Raw genomic sequence first — 18,959 nt, 5'->3', positions numbered from 1 at the left:
GCTGCGTCTGATGCGTTGAGCTCAGAGCTCCCGAACCGACGCGAGCACGGGCCGTCGGAGGAGCCTCCGAAGAGAGGGGAAATCAACATAGGATCTGGATGACCGGCAAAGCCGTGAGATCCCGGAGGATGCGGACCTGCCGTAAAGGAGGGGTGCGTCTTGCAAGCTTGGCCGCTCCCACTTATAAATACGGCGATCTTTTTTCACGACGTATTTTTCGAGTGTGTTTGATGCATTACTCGTCCCTTTTAAAAGCTGAGCTTTTTATCAAACACTATGTCTCGGGTCTGCTGAACAGCGGCCGGAAAATATCCGTCATTGAGATTGGCGCGAAGTCCTACGAAGCACACGACACGTTCAGGTCGCTGTTTGCCGATCCTCGTTACGACTATACCGGTCTGGATGTGGAGCCCGGGCCAACGTCGATATCGTGCCCAAAAATGGATACGTCTGGTTCGAACTGTCCGACGATCGTTACGATGTCGCGATTTCCGGGCAGACATTCGAGCACAATCCTTTTTTCTGGGTCACGTTCTGCGAGATGGCGCGGATTCTGAAGCCCGGGGGCGTGTTGTTCGTCATCGCGCCCGGTGGTGGCCGCGTGCACCGGTTTCCCTACGACTGCTGGCGATTTTATCCGGATTCCTGGGGTGCGTTATGCACCCTGTCGGGAATGCATCTCGTCGAGACGTATTTCGAAAAGGACTCGACGGCCGCCCAGGGTGTCCGGCGGCAAGTGGCGCGACAGCGCGGTGATCGCGATCAAGCCGAGGATCTCGGGTGCCGAACTATTGTCCTTCAATAAGCGGTTCAGATCCATAGGCGCCCCGTTCGAGGGGGTCGGCTTTGGGCTGGGCACGAATGGGGAAGGCGAGAAGATCGGGGCCACCTTCCAGGAATATCGCGGAACCGTGTTGGCAGACCAAACCAAGGAGGGGTTTAGGGGACGGCTTCGAGAGTTGCAACGCAACCTCAAAGGGAAGGGGATGGGGAGGATTTTCGACTAGAGAGTCCGCCTGATCAGTCGAGTGTCTCGAAACACGCTGCCCTGTCCCGGGCGCTGGCTGCTTCTCGAACAGGTTGAGGACGGCCTCGATCTCGCGGACGAGATGGCTTGCGGGCCACGGGCGCCGACTGGCGATGTGTTCCCGTTCTGTGCTAACGTGCACTGGAACATCGACACCGACGATGATGCTATTGGAGAACGTGATAGGCCGATGTTGGAGGTGGCTTCCGAGCTCATCGAACATTTCGACGAACTGCCTGGTGACCAGGAGACGAGGCCTCCTGATCGGCAGCGGAAGGTGCTTTTGGTGGATCAGGACGCCTTCTATGCATCCGTAGAGCAGCGGGACAACCCGGAGCTTCGCGGAAAGCCTGTCGCCGTCGGCGGATCGCGCGCGCGAGGAGTGGTCGCGACCGCTAGTTATAAGGCCCGGAAGTTTGGGGTGCGCTCGGCGATGCCGTCGGTGACGGCGATGCGCAAATGCCCCGAGTTGATCTTTGTGAAGCCCCGATTTGAAGTCTATCGAGCTCTCTCTCATCAGATCCGGTCGATCTTCGCCGAATATACGCCGATCATCGAGCCGCGTGCGCTCGACGAAGCCTATTTGGACGTCACCGAGAACCTGAAGGGGATCCCGTCTGCGACCCAGATTGCGGAAGAAATCAGGGCAAGGATTTTCCGGGAAACCGGCCTCACGGCCTCAGTCGGAGTGTCATACAACAAGCTGCTTTCGAAGTTGGCGTCCGATCAGCGCAAGCCAGACGGGCTGTTCGTAATCCCGCCAAAAAATGGGATCCACTTTCGTGGAAGCTCTCCAGGTCGGGAAGTTCCACGGCGTGGGCCCCGCCACTGAAGCGAAGATGAATCGGCTCGGGATCCATACGGGTCTGGATCTGCGGGCAAAAAGCCTCGAATTCCTGATCGAGCATTTTGGCAAGGCAGGTCCGTACTTTTACGGGATCGCGAGAGGCATCGACGAGCGTTCCGTTCGGCCAAACCGGATCCGGAAGTCCGTCGGGGCCGAGAACACATTTCCGCAGGATTTGGTCCGGTTTGAGGATATGCAGGCCGCACTCGCCCCGACCGTCGACAAGGTCTGGGGCTTCTGCGAGCGGACAGGCACGCGCGGGCGCACCGTCACCCTGAAGGTGAAATACGCCGACTTCGAGCAAATCACACGCAGCCGATCGTTCGTGAGCCAAGTGCCATCCAGGGATGCGCTCTCGCAGGCGAGCCTTGAGCTTCTCAGGCCCTTGATCCCTGCTCCCAAGGGCATTCGCCTGCTCGGGGGACGCTGTCGACGCTCGGATCCGAAGAGCATGTCGAAACCCCTCAAATGCAGCTCGATCTGTGAGGCCGGGTAGCGGGGATCGGTCTTCGGGCGGCACCGACTATCTCTAGCGCCGGCCTTGTTCGTCGGCTTCGGCCAAGCGGTCGAGAAGCTCGCGGAGATTATCGGGGAGCGGTTCTTCCTCGACGGGTCCGTAGAAATTACGCAGCTGCCGGCCGAGATGATTGCGCACGGCAGTCTTGATTGGTGTCGCGAGTGGTCGTTCGGAATCGTTGTGCGAGGACGTCGGAACTCTTCTGTTCATTGTTTGATGTGTCTTTGTTTGCTTGGTCTTTGTGAGCGGGTGGGATCGGGCATCTCATAGGGCCACCTCGCGGATGAATGGACTTGGCTCACGCAGATGCTCTCTCATGCGCGAGATTGCGCCGCCGCGAACGACATGATGCCCCTTTGACGGGATTTTCTGACTACGTCCCGCGTCTCACTTTGCTGCGCTATCAGTAGCCGCACAGGCTACTGCCGGTGTCCGCCGGTCGCCAGCGTAGAACTTTTAACAATCATTCGCGGGAAGTCCCATCCCCTTCAGGGGATCGGGATGAGAGCGAATATGGAGGTATTTTATGCGCCGCCCGCGCGGCGCCCGCAGCTTGACTATTCACGGTTTGTTCTTATAAGCAGGGGGATGGAGAGCGTCTCGATTCATCGCCCGAAGTGGCTGCCCAAAGGGCAGCTTGCGGCGCTGCGCGAGGCCCAACGGGAAGCGGCCCGCGAATGGATGGATCGCGTCGCCGTTCACAAGCAAGCCCGTGACACGCGCGCGAAGTGGCCGACGCGCGACACGCTCCAGAAATTCACGAAGGGCCGCTACAAGCTCCATTCGCAGACGATCCAGATGATCGTCCAGCAGTTCCTCGCAAATGTCGAGGCCACGACGGAGCGGCGGCGCAACGATCCGGCCTCGCGCCAGTGGCTGCGCTATCCGCACCGGGAGAAAACATTCTTCCCGCTCTACTGGCCCGCTCAGGCCGTGAGCTATGACAGGTGTGCCAGCCACCTGATCCTGCCGATGGGCCGGGGCCGGAAATCGCTCGTGTTTCGCGTCGCGCTCGATTTCGAGCCGGGCGCCGTGAAGCTCGTCTGGAAAGACGGCTATGAGCTCCACATCGTGCGCGGCGATGTGGTTCAAGCCGAGGCGTCTCCGGGTGAGCACCGCGCCTGTGTCGATCTCGGCGAGATCCATCAAGCCGCGGTGGCGACCGACACGGGCGCGGCCCTGGTGATCTGCGGCCGCGGGATGCGCAGCCACAAGCGCCTGCTCTCGAAACAGCTCGGCGCCCTCGCGCGCAAACGCGCGCGCTGCAAGCGCGGCTCGCGGCGCTGGAAAAAGCTCCAGCGGGCTCGCCGAAAGCGCAGCCTCCTGGCCAGGCGGCGCATCCGTGACTTGCGCCACAAGGGCACCCGAAAGGTGATCGACTTCTGCGTTCAGCAGAAGGTCGGCACCCTGTTCATCGGCGATCCGCGCGGGGTGCGGACATTGAAAGCCGGACGGCATCACAACCAGCGCATCAGCCGCTGGGAGGTCGGCCAGGATATGGACTACCTCCGCCACAAGGCGGAGCGGGCCAGCATTGCGTGCTCCATCGGGAACGAGCGTAGGACGTCCTCCCGGTGTCCGCAATGCGGCCATCGCCACCGGCCCAAGGGCCGGGACTGGCAATGCAAGGCATGTGGATTTGTCGGCCACCGCGACGTAGTGGGCGCTGCCAACATGCATCAGAACGCCTTTGGCGTGAGAGTCACGTTCCCCGCGCGAGTGACGTATCGACGAGCCGGCCCGATGCGGGCGGCGCGGGGGCTGAACAGCCCCGCCCCGAGCTTACCGGCCCGTCGTAGTAGCCCGGACACGGGCCTGCGGGAGGGGGTCGCCCCACCATCACCGCAGTTGCTTGGGACTTCCCCTCCACAAGGAAGAGCTTCAGATCCGCGAAGGGACGCCGGATTGCCGGTGCGTCGTCAGACGCTGCCCTCCGCCGCCTGAAAAACCAAGAAGCCCATTCCGTTCACGGAATGGGAGTGTCACTCAAGCGCGCTGCAGTCGGCTGCCGCCGATATCGTCTGTGCGGTCGATGCCGAGCAACTCTGCCAGCTGATTGCGGGCCCGGTTGACGCGGCTCTTGATCGTGCCGACTTTGACCCCGAGGACTTGCGCGACCTCCTCGTAGGTGAGCCCTTCGGCCCCGACCAGCATGAGGGCTTCTCGCTGGTCCCGGGGAATTTTCGCCAGGGCTGCCTCAAAGTCCTGCATGTCGAGTTTGGCCATCTGATCCGGGATGGTGATCAGGGTATCCGCATGAGCGCCCTGAGGATCCTCGACCTCGCGTCTCGACTTGCGATAGCTCGAGTGGAACAGGTTTCTCAGGATCGTGAAGAGCCAGGCCCGGAGATTTGAACCCGGCATGAAGCGGTCCTGATTGCTGAGTGCCTTGAGGATTGTTTCCTGGAGAAGGTCCTCGGCCTGCTCCACATTTCTGGTCAACGATACCGCAAACGACCGCAGAGACTGAGCATAGCTCAGGATCTCATCGGCAAAAGCCCGGTCGAATGGCCCTCCGCGCGAGCGTATCGCGGCTTCGAGCCGCTCGATGAGCGTGGTGAGCTCACTCGGGAGCTTTTCTTCCGACGGATTGCCATACAGGGTGCGCAACTGATCCCCAAGAAGTGCCCGGATCTCTGGAGTGAGCTTCGTGGCTTTGGATTCCAATCCAGTTTCGGCGGAGCTAGGGAAAAATTGCGTCGTCATGGCAATGATCTCGGAGAGCAATGGAGAAGGCTTAACGCACAAGCTTGACCTTGGTTTCCCGGCAGCCTCTCGCTGTGGCACATTGCGCCGGTCCGGGAGGTTCGCCTCCCGAGTCTGAGGCGGAGAGAGGATGAGAGGCGGTGCCACCGAGCCACTACGACATACCTGCCGTGGCCTGGGACGGTCTGGCGGGCCGCCTGGAGCGGGTGGCGATCGGCGTCGTGCGTCTCGATGCCCGGCTGGAGGCCTCGGGTCTGGGGCCGGGGTGGCAATCCCGCTGCGACCTGACGGAAGCCGTCAAAGCCCTGATCCTCGATGGCGAGCTGGTCGATTTGGCGGACCTGGTTCTGCACGACGCCGGCATGGACGTGAGGAGCCCCACGCACGAGCTCACCCGGGCCGCGGCCGCCTTGCGGGCCCGGCGGACGGTTCGGGCTCGCCCGGCCCCTTGGCCGATCTCGATCGATGGCCTTTCGGCGCTCCGAGGTGGTGCTGGTCAGGGCAGTGACCCCGAGAAGGCTCCGGCGCGACGCGAGGATGGGGAACAGGACGAGGAGGTGCTTGTCGCCGACGAGGACGACGATCCCATGAAGGCTCACCTCGCCGAGATCGATGCGCTGATCGAGCGGACCAGTAAGGTTCTCGCGGGCGAGACCCCGCTGCCGAAATCTCGCTCTCACCTGATTTACGACCTCGAAAAGGACGAGGCGGAATTAGAGGATGCCTGGCTCGAGGTCATTCAACGGACCGCCGAGTGGCCGGCGGTTGCTGCGGCCGCGATCGCCTGGGACGCTTGGCTCGAATTGGGACTTTACCAGAGGCAGCCCTGGCTGGGGCTGATCCTGGCCGGGGCTGTTCTGCGGGCCCGTGACCTGACCACCTATCTGTTGCCCTTGGCGGCCGGCTATCGCGAGACCGACTGGCGCGCAAAAGGACGGGAAAGCCCGCGGGAGAAAATCGAAGGATTTTGCGCCGTGGTCGAGCAGGCGGTTGCCCTGTCCCACAAGGACCTCGACCGCCTGTCGCTGGCGCGCGATCTCATGAGTCGGGTCACGCAAGAGTGCCGGAGGAATTCCAAGCTTCCGGAACTCGCCTCGCTTTTTCTCTCGCGCCCGCTGGTCACGATGCCGATGGCTTCGAAAATCCTCAAAGTGACGCCCAAGGCCTTCGATCTCATGATGGCTCAGTTGGGTGGGGCTCGCCCGCGCGAGTTGACCGGCCGCTCGCGCTATCGCGCCTGGGGGATCGTCTAGCAACCCGAGGGCGCCAATAACTGAGCGCATCAGCGGTAGAAAATTCTCTGCCGCCCATTTCCGCTGCGGTTCCTAAAACGTTCTATTTGGCACGCGAAGAATCCGCCCTCTAGTCTCGCGGCATCACGCCAGAAATCGGCGGAGCTGGGGGATTTCAATGATAGTCGAGAGTTTTCCGACCAATATTGTTCTGATCGCGATCGCCGCCTGTGCGGTCCTGACGCTGATTTTGGCGGTCGCGATTTTCTCAAGGGTCAGCCGCACCGTTGCCGCCGAACCGCTCACAAGAGACATGCTTGCTTTGGCGCTTCGGACCGAGGCCGACGGCATCAGGCGGGCCGGGGAGGACCAGTCGCGCGGGCTGCGGCAGGAGCTCTCCGAATATCTGACGCGGTTCCAGGAGACGACGATCAACTCGTTCCGGGTGCTGGGCGACGCGGTCAACACGCATATCCATGGCTTCGGCGAGCGCCTCGACGCCAGCGTCAAGACGATCGAGCAACGGGTGGCCGCCATCGGCGAGAAACTGAACACCGATATGACCAAGTTGTCATCCGACGCGAGCCAGAACCGGGAGGGCCTGCGGCTCCTCATTGAAGGCAAGCTCGATGCTTCAGTGGCCAAGCAGGCTGAAGAGGCCAAAAGCCTGCGCGAGGAGTTGGGCAGCAGCTTCCTGCGGCTCGGTGGCAACATGGCGACCACCTTGAGCGATCTCGGCCAGCAGCAAAAAGAGCGGCTCGAGCAGACGGCTCAGGCACTCGGGCTGCTCAGCGAGAAGCACGAGAAAGCCCAGGAGGCCCTGCGCCAGGTCGTCGAAGGACGTCTCGATGTGCTCCGGCAGGAGAACTCCGCAAAGCTCGACGAGATGCGCAAGACCGTCGACGAAAAGCTGCAGTCGACGCTCGAGACCCGCCTCGGCGAGTCCTTCAACCGCGTCGTGGAGCAGTTGCACAAAGTCCACGAGGGACTGGGCGAGATGAAGAGCCTCGCGACCAATGTCGGGGATCTCCGAAACGTGCTCACGAACGTCAAGGTGCGGGGCACCTTCGGCGAGGTCCAACTCGAGATGCTCCTCGAGCAGTTCCTGAGTCGCGAGCAATATGTGAAGGCCGCTCGGGTCAAAGAGAATTCGAGCGAGCACGTCGAGTTCGCGATCAAGCTGCCCGGCAAGGGGGAGGGCGAGGCGGTTCTGCTGCCGATCGACGCGAAGTTCCCGCGGGAAACCTACGAGCGGCTGGTAGAGGCCTCGGAGGCCGGGGATGTCGCCGCGGTCGCCCAGTTCCGGAAACAGCTCGAAGCCCAGGTGAAGGCCTGCGCCAAAGAGATCTGCCAGAAATACATCAATCCGCCGACCACGACGGACTTCGCGCTCATGTTCCTGCCGACCGAGGGGCTCTATGCCGAGGTGCTGCGCCAAGTCGGATTGTTCGAGAGCGTGCAGCGCGAGCATAAGGTCACGATCGCCGGGCCGAGCACCCTGTCGGCCATTCTCAATGCTCTGCAGATGGGATTCCGGACGCTTGCAATCGAGAAGCGGTCGAGCGAGGTCTGGCATCTCCTTGCGGCCGTCCAGACCGAATTCGGCAAATACAACGACGTGGTCGATCGGATCGCGAAGCAGCTCGATACGGCCTCGACGACGGTCCAGAAGCTCGGACAGCGGACCCGGGTGATGAACAACAAGCTGAGAAGGGTTGAGGCTCTGCCCGACGGAACCGATGCGTCACTGATGTTAGGCTTGACGCCGGCGAGATCGAGGAGGCCGAAATCGTGGAGGACGACGCCGCGACGGGTTCGGAGGAAGGCGGGCCCATTGTGGTTCGGCGGACCCGCCGGCCGCGTACCAGCGAGGTCCTGCCGTCGTAGGCGAGCGGGCTTTAGGATCTGCGTGACGAAGGGAATGCTCACAATTGCGTTCCCTTCTCCGCACCGCAGCGGGTCATTGGGCTTGTCACACCCAAGCTTATGTTTTAGGTCCGCGACGCGATCCGAGAGAACGCGAGTTTGCTCAAGTATGTGATCGGACGGCAGGAGTTGACGAGAGGTTCTCGGTGGATCTGCATTGATTGACGCATCAATTTGGCAAAGGACTGCACTGGATGAGCGCCGAGGTTTCCGCCCCGAATTTCGTCGAGTTGGCTGCAGAGATTGTCTCTGCTTACGTCAGCAACAACCCGGTACCGGCTGCCGACCTGCCGGCATTGCTGACGACGGTTCATGCGTCATTGACGAGGGCTTCGGGCGGACAGGCCAGCGCAGCGACCACTGAGGCGCCGACCCCGGCTGTTCCGGTGAAGAAGTCGATCACGCCGGACTACCTCATCTGCCTCGAGGACGGAAAGAAGTTCAAATCCCTCAAGCGGCACCTCCGGATCACTTACGACATGACCCCCGAGCAATATCGGTTAAGGTGGGGGCTGCCTCACGATTACCCGATGGTCGCCCCGAACTATGCCAAGGCACGGTCGGAACTCGCGAAGGCAATGGGACTGGGGCAAAAGGCCAGCGTCGCGCGAGGCGCTCAGTCGCAGAAGGGTCGTGCCCGCAAGGCGGCCTGAAATTCGCTTTCTTTTCAGACGGAAAGCCCCGCACCGCGGGGCTTTTTCATCCGTGAAGGCGGTGCTTTTTCAGTGCCGATCTGTAGGCCTGGATCGAGCCGAGCTGAAACGAGAAAAGGACGGCGCCGGAGCTATCGGCAACATCGAGGCTCCAACCAGCCCAGTCGGTCTCCGCGTTGGCGTCTCCCTCGAGAAACTCCACGATAGCATTCATAGCCTCAAGATGAGCGGTCTCGACGCTGTCAATCTCGATTCCCGCCGTGTCGGGGATCGTGTCCTCCCCATCCGAGAGGTGAAAGAACAAGCGCATCCTCGAGGCCCTTTCCCAAGATGGGGTATCGTGGTGCCGCTATATAGAGCGGTCCGCGAATTTCCCAGCAACCGCAAGCTCCGGAGAAAAACGATAATCGGGGCGCGGTCCGCCCAAAATCCGATTTTCCTGGCACGAGCACCAGGAGCATCGGGCCTCTATGGCACTTCGGGTATTCGGCGAAGCGAAAATCCGGCCTGTCTTGGAACCGCCAAGCTATGGTATGGAGGCCGGTAGGACAGGATTTCTTGTCGAGGACCACACCAGAAGCATGAGGAACACGAGATACATGGTCATGCGGAAAATCACAGCGTCGCTGCTCGCTCTTGGGATGCTCGGAGCATCCCTGTCACCCGTGGGGGCTGCACCCATGGGGACCTTGCCCGGAGGGAAAGCTATTCCCGACCTGACACGGGTCTATCCGGGCGAGAGTTATGCTCAGTGGCGGCATCGCCATTATCATGGCCCGCGTTATCATGGTCCCCGGTATTACGGCCCTCGCTACTACCACCGTGATCGAAGTGGCGACGCCCTGGCGGCTGGCGCTCTCGGCTTGGCGGCCGGCGCTCTGGTCGGAAGTGCGATCGCCAGCCAGGCTCGTCCGGCTCTGCCCCCACCGCCGGCCGCGGTCGACCCGCAGCTGGCCGCTTATTGCGCCCGGAAATACCGTTCGTTCGACCCCGTCACGGGCACGTATCTGGCCTACTCAGGTGAGAGGATCGTCTGCACATATTGATTGGGCACTCGGGGGTGAGGGGTGATGGGATCCCTCATCCCCGTAAGGTCAAGCGGGCTCCGCCGACCTTCGGAATTTGCTCGCGTATTGCCCCGTGGTGCGGCCCCGATTATTCTCCTGAGCGGCCCGTTGCCTGCCAGCAAGCGACACTCGGTTTTTCGGGAGGGGCCTGTTTGGAAATAATGCCATTGCTGCGGATCCGCACCTGAAGAGATTTTTAAGCCAGTATTCGGTCTGGAGCGTCGTAGCGCTGGCCGCGATCTTCGCCTTGCTCTGCATCGTGATTCTGATCGACGAGCGGCGGGTGGTCAGGGCGCAAGCTCAGGCGTCTGCGGGCAATCTCGCCTGGGCCGTCGAGCGGGACATCGCGCGCAACATCGAGATCATCGATCTCTCGATCCGGACGATCATGAGTCGGATCCAGGACCCTGATTTTGCCCAGCATGATCCCGGGCTGCAGCGTCAGCTCCTCCTCGACGAGGTGGCGACGGCCCGGTATTTCGCCGCCATCGCAGTGACCGACGCCGATGCCAAGGTGCTCTTCCACTCTCGCACCGTTGATCCGAGCGTTCTCCAAATCCATACTTTCGACTATTTTAAGGTTCACCGGGATCGCCCGGACGCCGGGCTGTATATCTCGCTGCCGGTCAAGAGCCGACATGGCTACGGCTGGGGCCTGGTCTTCAGCCGCCGGCTGTCGAACCCCGAGGGCAGCTTTGCGGGCATCGCCTATGTGGCTCTGAGCCTGGATTACTTTACGGACCTTTTCCAGAAGATGGATCTGGGTTCGAACGGATCGATGACGGTCCTGCGGACGGATGGGCGGCTCCTGGCGCGGGTGCCATTTTCCGAGGAACAACTCGGAATGGAGGCCAAGAACGCTGGGATCTATCATCATTTTCCGCAGAGGCGTTCCGGCTCGTTCGAGGTGACCTCGCCGTTCGACGGTGTCCCGCGGCTCGTGACGTTCACGCAGGTCGGTGACCTTCCGCTGACGGTCAGCGTCGCCCGGTCGATCGAGAGTATTTACGTCGGCTGGCAGCAGCGGGTGATCAGGATCGGCTCCGTCGTCCTGGTCCTGACGGGAGCCATGATTGCCCTGGCGCTCAACCTGCGCCGGCAACTGCGACGCCGGCATGCAGCCGATCAGGAGGCGCTGCGCAACCAGGCCTTGTTCCGCGGGGCCGTGAAAGGAGCCGGCATCAGCACGGCTCTCCTGGATCTCGACGAGACAGTGATCACGGTCAATCGGGCCTACACTGATCTGTTCGGCTACACGAAGGAGGAGGCCGTCGGGCTGACGCCCAGGCAGTTTGCGTTTCGTGGCGATCCGGCACCCGACAACGGCGCGCTACTGCGGGGCGAAACCGATTTCGAAGAGAAAGAGTATCGCTATCGCTGCAAGGACGGACGCGATCTGTGGGTGCTGCGGTCGGCCTCGCTCATTCGCGATGAAGTCGGCCGTCCGGCTTTCCTGCACGTTCAGTATCAGGACATCACTGCCCGTCGCGAAGCCGAGGAGAGCCTGCGGTATGCCGCAACCCACGATGTCCTGACAGGACTTCTGAACCGGGCCGCTTTCGAGGACAAGATCGCCGGGGCCCTGACGGAGAGCCAGGAAACGGGAATCAAGCATTCGCTCGCGTTCCTGGATCTCGACCGGCTGAAGATCATCAACGACACGGAAGGCCATGCGGCGGGCGATGCCATGCTGCAGTGGGTCGCCACGGCTTTGCCGGCCTACATGCGCAAAGGCGACATCATCGGGCGCTTGGGCGGCGACGAGTTCGGGATCATCCTCCTGGGATGCTCGATCGAGGATGCGACGGAGGTCCTCAAGCGATTGAACCGGGCGATGAGCGCGATCCAGTTTCCCTGGGGCGAGCGCAGTTTCAGCGTCGGGGCCAGCATCGGGTTGGCCGAGATCACCCGGGACGCCGATTGTCCCAGCACGATCCTCGCCCAGGCCGACGTGGCGTGCATGGCGGCCAAGATCGCGGGCCGGAACCGGGTGAGCATCTACCGGCCGGAGCAGAGCGATGCGGTGGACCGCCATCGCGAAATCACAGTCGCGGCCGGCATCCGTGAGGCCGTGCGGGAGGGCCGGCTCGAGCTCTTCGCGCAGAGGATCGTGGAGTGTGGCGCGAAGACCCACAACCGCTATGAGACCCTGGTCCGCATGAAAGGTAAGGACGGGCACACCGTCCCGTCCAATGTGTTCATCCCGGCGGCCGAGCGTTACGACCTCATCGGCGAGGTCGACCGCTGGGTGATCCGAAGGGCTCTGGGCGCGACGCACGAGATCATGGAGGTTGATCCGGACGCGCGGGTTCACATCAACCTGTCGGCTGCATCGCTCGGTGACGCCGATCTCTGCGGCTATATTCTGGATGCCATCGATCAGGCTGGAGTCCCGCCGCGCATGCTCGTCTTCGAGATCACCGAGACGGCGCTGATGAGCAAGCTGGCCGTTGCCGAGGCTCTGATCAGCAAGCTGCGGGAGATCGGGTGTCAGATCGCCCTGGATGATTTCGGGTCAGGACTGAGCTCGTTTCAGTATCTGCGGACGTTCCGGGTCGATCTGGTGAAGATCGACGGAAGCTTCGTGCGCGGGATGACCGAGAGTGTCGTGGACCAGCAGATCGTGAAGTCGATCCACCAGATTGCTCAGGAGCTCGGCGCGCAGACCGTCGCCGAGTTCATCGAGGATGACGAGACCATGAAGATGGCAGCCGAGATGGGCATCACCTTCGTTCAAGGATACGGGATTCACAAACCGGAGCCGATTGAGCGAATCCTGACGAGGCTCCGGGAATCCCGGGCGACTGAAGTCGGGCGTGTGAGCGTCTGCTCATGAAAAAGCCGCCTATCAGGGCGGCAACAGTCTCTTCGCTTCGACGCGTGATCAGACGACACGGAGTTCAGCAGCGGAATCTTTGCCGGTGCGGCGATCCGTCTGAATCTCGTAGGAAACCTTCTGGCCTTCGCTGAGACCTGGCAGACCCGCGCGCTCGACTGCCGATACATGGACGAACACGTCCTTGCCGCCCGCATCGGGCTGGATGAAGCCGTAACCCTTGGTTTCGTTGTACCATTTAACCGTGCCGGTTGGCATCGCAGTATCTCCTTGTGCCGCAGAAGGCTCGCACACGGCCGATCCCTGTGGCAAGCAGCGATTCGATCGCGTCGAAGCACCGGGCTCGACGTTGAGGGACACGGCAATCCGGGAATGAATTCCGGAATAAACGGAAAGCGGCTGTGAATTCCGGTGATGGTATCCATTAACCACTTGGCGACAGGTATTCCGCCAAGCTCTGCTCTGTATCGTGTTCCGAGGGGATCCCGCGGCAGGGCAGGAGGGCGGCGTGAGTGGGCAGGCAGACCTGTTTGTCGGGTTTGATGCCCCTTTTGTGCCGCGCGAGGCCAAGAGCCCTGCTCGTGCTGTGAAGAGGGCGCCGGCGGAGCCTCGTTCCTTCCAACTCGACCCAGTCGATTACGAGGCCGCGGCGCGGGCTCTGCAAGAGAGTGGCTGCTACAGGGTCCTTCGGGAACTGCAGCCTCGGCCGGTCTGCTCGGACAGGAAACTGGCTGACGATGAGAAAATCGGGATCATCGTCGATACCGAGACCACGGGGCGGGATCCAACCGATGAGGTGATCGAGCTCGGGATGGTCGCCTTCACGTTCGACGCAGCCGGCCAGATCGGCGACGTGATCGGGATCTTCAATGCGCTGCGCGAGCCGTCGGTGCCGATCAGTCCGGAGGCCATGCGCGTACATCGGATAACGCCCGAGATGGTCGCAGGCCATGTCCTTGATCTGGAGGCCGTGGAGCGATTCCTCGAACCAGCGCACCTCGTCATCGCCCACAACGCCAGGTTCGATCGTGCGTATTGCGAGCGCCTGACCGGAGGCTTCAGTGCGAAAGCATGGGCGTGCAGCCATTCGGAAATCCCGTGGGTGGACTACGGGTTCGAGGGGACGAAGCTCGGATATTTGTTGGCCCACTGCGGTTGGTTCCACAACGGCCACCGGGCGGCCGACGACTGTCATGCCCTGCTGGAGGTGCTCTGCCATCCGCTGCCGGGTGATAATGGCTCCCCGTTCTGTCTATTGCTGAAGACAGCCCGCAAGCCACGGTTCCGGATCTGGGCCGAGGGCAGTCCCTTCGACCGGAAAGACGATCTGAAGGCGCGCTGCTACAAATGGAACGACGGCTCAAACGGTCGGCCCAAGTCTTGGTGGATCGAAGTCGGGGAAGAGGCGCTCGAGAGCGAGATCAACTTTCTCCAGGAGGAGATCTATCGCCGGGACCTGGAGCCCTTCGTGGAGAGGATCACGGCCTTCGAGCGCTTCCGGTTTTAAGCACCGCGACGGTCAATCCGGCGGCAGGATGAGTGCCATCAGCACCTCGTCGGAGTATCCCTTGGTGCTCTTGAGCGCCCGAGGCTCGACGCCATAAACCGCGAACCCGAGTTTTTGATAGAGCGAGATCGCCGCGTTGTTGTCGTGCACGACCGATAATGTGAGCTGCTCGACGATGTCTCGTGCCGAAGCGATCAGAGCTTCCACCAGTCTGCTCCCGATGCTCTGGCCGCGCCAGTCCGGGTGCACATAGAGTCCGAAGACGAACCCCTTGTGGGAGGTCTTTGGGCCGGTCTCCTGTTTGAGCCCGACCATGCCAACGATCTGCCCGTCGGCGTAGGCCCCGAACACGACAGAGCTGGCAAGGCGGTCGGCAATGGCGACCAGCGGGAAGTCCGCCTCGACGGAATAAATGGATCCGAAAGCCTCTGGGTCTCTTTGGAGGGCATCGAGCCGAATGGTCCGATAGTCGTCAGCATCGCTCGGCTCGAGCCTGCGGATCGAAATGGCTGGCATTGGGGATCGCGCTTCCTCGGAAAATCAGTATCGCGGATCCTATTCCCGTGGAGACGAGCCGTTCAAGGACGACCAGAATTAGTGAGCCTCCACGAGTTCTCTGGGAGACAACGCCGCCTCCGCGCGCTTGCGGTTTCGAGGATCACAAGTTCGGACCGACGAGACTACCGGCGGCGGGGTCTGCGCCCGGCCCATAAAAAAACCCGCCGGAGTGCGGCGGGTTCTCACGACATTATCGTGAATGGGTGGGGAACGAGCGCGATCAGGCCGTCACGGGGCGGCTCCGGACCGCGCGGAACGCACGAGCCACCGCAAACCAGAGATAGACCACGAAAACGAGCAGGCCCCAGCTCGGAGTCGCGAGTTCACTCGCCCGGCCGGCAAACTTGACGGCCTCGAAGACCGTGTTCAGCAGCATGAACGTGGCGAACAGGGCAGCAGCGCCGTTGGCCATATCTATGATACGGGTGTTCGCCTGCAACGCCGGCACGATCGGGGCCACGACGACCAGGATCCCCAGGATCGGTAGCACGTAGGCAAAGTTGCCGAGGATTTCGGCGACTGACACCGAGGCCGTGAAGCCGAAAGCGCTCGCGGAGGCGATCGGGGCGAAAACCGACACCAGCGCGAGCACGGCAAAGATCAGGCGCTTGCGGATATCCGGCACGGCTTTGAGGGATTCGATAATATCGGCGTTGTTCGGAGTGTTGGTATTATCCATGGTCTTTCGGTCTAAGTGGTTTGCGACGGATCGGGCCGGGCAGTGACGATTATGGGTTCAGCCCAGGTTTGACCTTTGACGGAGCCACGAACCGCGCGCGGAGGGAATTTTCCGGAATCCCGGACGCGTATTTAGTCGCCTCCGGCGAAGCCGGGCAATACCCCGGAATTTCCCTTCTCCAGCCGTTCTAGGCGGTTTGCTTCTTTTTCCGGGAGGTCTTTTTGCCCGCGGCCTTTTTCTTTTTTCGCTCAGTCGGTGCCCGAGACTCTGTGACGATCGGATCCGCCCACTTCAGCATGATGGGCATGTGATCGGGATCCCCCGCGGCCTCGCGAACGAGATCGGGGCCGCGCGCCGGGAAAACCTGGACATGGTGCTGGCCGAGATCGCAACCGTTGAGCTCCTCGCATAGCATTTCGTGCTGTTCCGGCTCGACGTAAATCAGGCAGAAGCCCCATCCACGCGCCTTTGCGCTCTCGATCTTTTCCATGATCCAGTCGGGTGGTGTCGTGGCCGTCTGGGTGGGCAGAGAAATATCGGGAGAGTTCATCGAAATGGTCCTGAAAATTTGGTGCGGTTTGGTTTGGACTGGCAAACGGATTTTTGCAAATCGGGCGGTCAGAAGGACATGACCAGCATCGCGATGACGGCATGCGCCATCACGGCGGTTGCGGTCCAGCCAAGCCCCCGTGAGCCAGCCTCGCACCGTGAACGCGCCCATGACCTCTTTCTTGGCCGACAAGAGCATCATGATCACCATCACCGGGGCCGCCACGATGCCGTTGATCACCGCACTCCAGTAGAGCGCCTTGATCGGGTTCATCGGGGTGAAGTTCAGGATCATGCCGAGCAAGGTCGCAATCACCACCGTGGCATAGAAGGCCTTGGCCTGCATCGGCTGGCGCGCCAGTCCGACCGGCCACTTCCGCGCCTCACCGATGGCATAGGCAGCCGAACCGGCAAGAACCGGAACCGCCAGCAGTCCGGTGCCGATCACGCCGAGTGCGAACACGGTTTCGGCCAACCTTCCGGCGATCGGTCGCAGTGCCTCCGCTGCTTGGGCTGAGGTCTGGATATCGGTCACGCCATGAGCATTCAGGGTTGCCGCCGCGGTGAGCATGATGGCGAGCGCAACCAGGTTGGAGACTGCCATACCCGCCAGGGTATCCAGCTCGATCCGCTCCAGGGCGTCGGGGCCCTGTCGGGGAGCTTGAACGAGCGGTTTTCGCCGCGGGATCTCGCGCACGTCCTCCGCCTCCTGGCTCGCCTGCCAGAAGAACAGATAGGGGCTGATCGTGGTCCCGAACACCGCCACGAGGGTGGTGAGGTAATCCTTGTTCCAAGTGATCGATGGCACCACGAGCCGGGTCAGCGCCTCCCCCCACGGCACCTTGACCATGAGGAGCGTCGCGACATAAGCCAGCAGCACCAGGCTCAGCCATTTCAGCACCGCCACATAGCGTGTGTACTGGAGGAAGACCTGCAAGGCGCTCGAGATTGCCGCAAACAGCAGAACGTATAGGAGCAATGGGCCGCCAAAGACCAGCCGTGTCGCATCGGCCATGGCCCCGAGATCGGCACCGATATTGATGATGTTGGCAATCAGAAGCAGCAGCACGATGCACTGCAGAAGCCAGTTCGGGTAGTACTTGCGCAGGTTGCCGGCAAGCCCGCGTCCGGTCGTGCGCCCGACGCGCCCGCTGATCATCGGCACCGCCGTCATCAGGGATAGGTGAACAGCAGGCTCCAGGTCAGGCCGTAGCCGAACTGGGCTCCCGCCTGGCTGTAGGTAGCGATCCCGCTCGGATCATCATCGGAGGCGCCGGTGATGAGACCGGGCCCCAAAACCTGGAGAAGGCGCGGCTTGCTAGGACCGACGATAGGGCTCGGAGCCACTCGATCCAGGTCCTGATCCGTGCCGTGCTGCATGGAACGCCGACGCTCACACTACAGGGCGCAAACGTCGGACAAGCCCGATCGTTGCATGACGCATTCGTCTCTTGATCGACCCGCTCGCCGGGCCCATCGCCAATCCCGCCGTGCGGTTTGTCCCAAGGCAGCCGAGCGGATCACAGGAGCCCGGACCTCATGCCCAGCGGCAGGCACAGTCAATCTTGAAGGCCGCCAGCGGCGGCCGGGATCTGATTGTTTGGAAACCAGGGCCACTCAGGCTCGGCCGCTGACGGCGGATCAAGCCCAGAGGTGAGCCAGGCCGACATTCCTCGACATGCGCGGCGATGTCTTCCCGCCTCTTATCGGACCTGACGGAGTGTCAGGCGCTGAGATCCTGACTATACGCGAAATAGGCGTGGTCGCCCGCCTTGTGGTAGGTGAGGGCGATCATCACCTTCTTACGCCGGTCGAGTGGAAACCGCGAGCCAGTGCGCGGCAGGAAGAGGTATTTCTTGGGGTTCGCATCCAGGCCGACCGTTTCGCGCAACCTCGGGAATTCCTCCTGGGCCATTTCGGCCGAGTAGCCGTCGCGCCCCATGAAATTAATGAAATGAGCGAGATGCAGTTTTACGAAATCGGGATCGTTGAGGAAGTTTGCCATTAAGTGCTCGGGGGAGATTAGAACCTGGCCTGGCGGCGTGGCCGACCACGGGCTTGCAGGAGCCCAAATGAAAAAGCCGGATGCAACGCAACCGGCTCTCGTGAGGTCGACGAGTTATACTAGGCCGCGAGGGCCAAAGGCGCGTCGAGAAGTCCGAGGCGCCGGGCCCGGTTCTCGATCGTGGTCGGGAGAACCTTGGTGATCGAGGCGATCTCGCGGACATTCCCCCTGTAGCGATCCCAAAGATCACGAAGGAGGGCCTCAGGAAACACGAGGACGTGGGCGAACCAGTACGCCTCGATATCGCAGCGCCGCTGAGCTTCGTTGCGCTCATTGGGGTGCCGCTGGGCGACCATAACGAGCGGTTTGCCGACCTGAACGCCACGCGCCATGTGGACCACCGGATAGTGCAGAAAGGGGTGACCGATCTCGTGGCCCAAGAACATCGCATGGCTGTCCTCGAGCTTCTGGCTCATCAGCGGGTTCCGAAAATGGAACACCGTAAAGTGCTTGTCGTCGAAGACGACGAGGCTGTCGTCTGCGTCAGGGCACTCGCCCGCATTGATGATCGGCGGATCCATCACGCGCCCATCGAGGCGCTTGATGAGGTCGACCATTTCGCGCTCGGCATTGATCGACATCGCGAACCGGCTCTGGCGGAAGTCCAGCTTCCGGGCGAGCGTCTCGGCCATGTTTTCGATGACGCTGCGGCTGGCGTTACACGCAATCGGTTCGTGAACTTCCCGTGGGAATTGCATAGTGAGTTCTCCAAGAGGCGTGCCGGCGGCAATGAGGCCAAGAAAGTTCGAGTCGGTACGAGTTGTTTGTTCGGGGATTTTGCTCGTCCTCA

Annotated in this window: 17 protein-coding genes and 2 pseudogenes; 9 read left to right on the top strand and 10 right to left on the bottom strand. The window is 61.8% G+C overall.

The features are described from left to right. Nucleotides 1–430: 430 nt before the first annotated feature. Together BN1233_RS43365 and dinB are read left to right on the top strand one after the other, a co-directional pair. Nucleotides 431–805 (top strand): methyltransferase domain-containing protein, encoded by a 375-nt coding sequence (locus BN1233_RS43365; RefSeq protein WP_048710229.1) that lies wholly within the window; start codon nt 431–433, stop codon nt 803–805. 412 nt (nt 806–1,217) lie between these two features. Next, a pseudogene (dinB, locus tag BN1233_RS27715) lies at nt 1,218–2,360 on the top strand (DNA polymerase IV). Between the two features lie 43 nt (nt 2,361–2,403). On the opposite strand, the gene BN1233_RS48560 reads toward dinB, so the two are convergent. Continuing rightward, nucleotides 2,404–2,529: a NepR family anti-sigma factor gene (locus tag BN1233_RS48560; protein ID WP_187144384.1), complete on the bottom strand. Its 126-nt coding sequence runs from the start codon at nt 2,527–2,529 to the stop codon at nt 2,404–2,406. A 450-nt stretch (nt 2,530–2,979) separates the two neighbouring features. Between BN1233_RS48560 and BN1233_RS27705 the strand changes: the two genes are divergently transcribed. Beyond that, the gene (locus BN1233_RS27705) at nt 2,980–4,335 is read left to right on the top strand and encodes an RNA-guided endonuclease InsQ/TnpB family protein (protein WP_046866846.1); all 1,356 of its coding nucleotides are present in this window, start codon (nt 2,980–2,982) and stop codon (nt 4,333–4,335) included. A 42-nt stretch (nt 4,336–4,377) separates the two neighbouring features. On the opposite strand, the gene BN1233_RS27700 is transcribed toward BN1233_RS27705, so the two are convergent. Continuing rightward, nucleotides 4,378–5,097, bottom strand: a complete 720-nt coding sequence (locus BN1233_RS27700) for a sigma-70 family RNA polymerase sigma factor (protein WP_046866954.1) — start codon at nt 5,095–5,097, stop codon at nt 4,378–4,380. A 140-nt stretch (nt 5,098–5,237) separates the two neighbouring features. Here BN1233_RS27700 and BN1233_RS27695 point away from each other — a divergent pair, with 140 nt between their 5' ends. The 3 genes from BN1233_RS27695 (at nt 5,238) to BN1233_RS27685 (ending at nt 8,908) form a co-directional block, all read left to right on the top strand. Further along, nucleotides 5,238–6,350, top strand: coding sequence for an RHE_PE00001 family protein (locus tag BN1233_RS27695; protein WP_046866845.1), 1,113 nt, complete (start codon nt 5,238–5,240; stop codon nt 6,348–6,350). A gap of 157 nt (nt 6,351–6,507) precedes the next feature. Further along, nucleotides 6,508–8,370: a DNA recombination protein RmuC gene (locus BN1233_RS43360; RefSeq protein ID WP_052763952.1), complete on the top strand. Its 1,863-nt coding sequence runs from the start codon at nt 6,508–6,510 to the stop codon at nt 8,368–8,370. 79 nt (nt 8,371–8,449) lie between these two features. Beyond that, nucleotides 8,450–8,908: a Ros/MucR family transcriptional regulator gene (locus BN1233_RS27685; RefSeq protein ID WP_046866844.1), complete on the top strand. Its 459-nt coding sequence runs from the start codon at nt 8,450–8,452 to the stop codon at nt 8,906–8,908. A gap of 46 nt (nt 8,909–8,954) precedes the next feature. Here BN1233_RS27685 and BN1233_RS27680 read toward each other — a convergent pair whose 3' ends face one another. Further along, nucleotides 8,955–9,212 (bottom strand): DUF6894 family protein, encoded by a 258-nt coding sequence (locus tag BN1233_RS27680; RefSeq protein ID WP_147707588.1) that lies wholly within the window; start codon nt 9,210–9,212, stop codon nt 8,955–8,957. 301 nt (nt 9,213–9,513) lie between these two features. On the opposite strand from BN1233_RS27680, the gene BN1233_RS27675 reads away from it, so the two are divergent. Together BN1233_RS27675 and BN1233_RS43355 are read left to right on the top strand one after the other, a co-directional pair. Further along, nucleotides 9,514–9,954, top strand: a complete 441-nt coding sequence (locus tag BN1233_RS27675; RefSeq protein ID WP_046866952.1) for a BA14K family protein — start codon at nt 9,514–9,516, stop codon at nt 9,952–9,954. A gap of 268 nt (nt 9,955–10,222) precedes the next feature. Beyond that, nucleotides 10,223–12,811, top strand: a complete 2,589-nt coding sequence (locus tag BN1233_RS43355; protein ID WP_048710238.1) for an EAL domain-containing protein — start codon at nt 10,223–10,225, stop codon at nt 12,809–12,811. Nucleotides 12,812–12,859: 48 nt separating this feature from the next. Here the strand turns inward: BN1233_RS43355 and BN1233_RS27665 are convergent, their stop codons facing one another. Beyond that, nucleotides 12,860–13,069, bottom strand: a complete 210-nt coding sequence (locus tag BN1233_RS27665; RefSeq protein ID WP_046866842.1) for a cold-shock protein — start codon at nt 13,067–13,069, stop codon at nt 12,860–12,862. A 295-nt stretch (nt 13,070–13,364) separates the two neighbouring features. On the opposite strand from BN1233_RS27665, the gene BN1233_RS27660 reads away from it, so the two are divergent. Then, nucleotides 13,365–14,318: a 3'-5' exonuclease gene (locus tag BN1233_RS27660; protein WP_425311751.1), complete on the top strand. Its 954-nt coding sequence runs from the start codon at nt 13,365–13,367 to the stop codon at nt 14,316–14,318. 12 nt (nt 14,319–14,330) lie between these two features. Here BN1233_RS27660 and BN1233_RS27655 read toward each other — a convergent pair whose 3' ends face one another. The 6 genes and pseudogenes from BN1233_RS27655 to BN1233_RS27630 form a co-directional block, all read right to left on the bottom strand. Then, nucleotides 14,331–14,834 (bottom strand): GNAT family N-acetyltransferase, encoded by a 504-nt coding sequence (locus BN1233_RS27655; protein WP_046866841.1) that lies wholly within the window; start codon nt 14,832–14,834, stop codon nt 14,331–14,333. A 262-nt stretch (nt 14,835–15,096) separates the two neighbouring features. Next, on the bottom strand, nt 15,097–15,555 hold the full coding sequence (locus tag BN1233_RS27650; protein WP_046866840.1) for a hypothetical protein: 459 nt from the start codon (nt 15,553–15,555) through the stop codon (nt 15,097–15,099). A 187-nt stretch (nt 15,556–15,742) separates the two neighbouring features. Further along, nucleotides 15,743–16,105, bottom strand: a complete 363-nt coding sequence (locus tag BN1233_RS27645) for a hypothetical protein (protein WP_048710241.1) — start codon at nt 16,103–16,105, stop codon at nt 15,743–15,745. Nucleotides 16,106–16,173: 68 nt separating this feature from the next. Further along, nucleotides 16,174–17,484: pseudogene (locus tag BN1233_RS27640) on the bottom strand (NRAMP family divalent metal transporter). 343 nt (nt 17,485–17,827) lie between these two features. Further along, nucleotides 17,828–18,109 carry a hypothetical protein gene (locus BN1233_RS27635; RefSeq protein ID WP_046866838.1) on the bottom strand — a complete coding sequence of 94 codons (282 nt, stop codon included), beginning with the start codon at nt 18,107–18,109 and terminating at the stop codon, nt 17,828–17,830. A 119-nt stretch (nt 18,110–18,228) separates the two neighbouring features. After that, nucleotides 18,229–18,867: an ImmA/IrrE family metallo-endopeptidase gene (locus tag BN1233_RS27630; protein WP_046866837.1), complete on the bottom strand. Its 639-nt coding sequence runs from the start codon at nt 18,865–18,867 to the stop codon at nt 18,229–18,231. Between the last annotated feature and the right edge of the window lie 92 nt (nt 18,868–18,959).

It is taken from the genome of Microvirga massiliensis (assembly GCF_001006805.1).
Taxonomy (GTDB): domain Bacteria; phylum Pseudomonadota; class Alphaproteobacteria; order Rhizobiales; family Beijerinckiaceae; genus Microvirga; species Microvirga massiliensis.
Note: the sequence above shows the minus strand (reverse complement) of the source record. Positions and strands in the feature narration are given on the sequence as shown.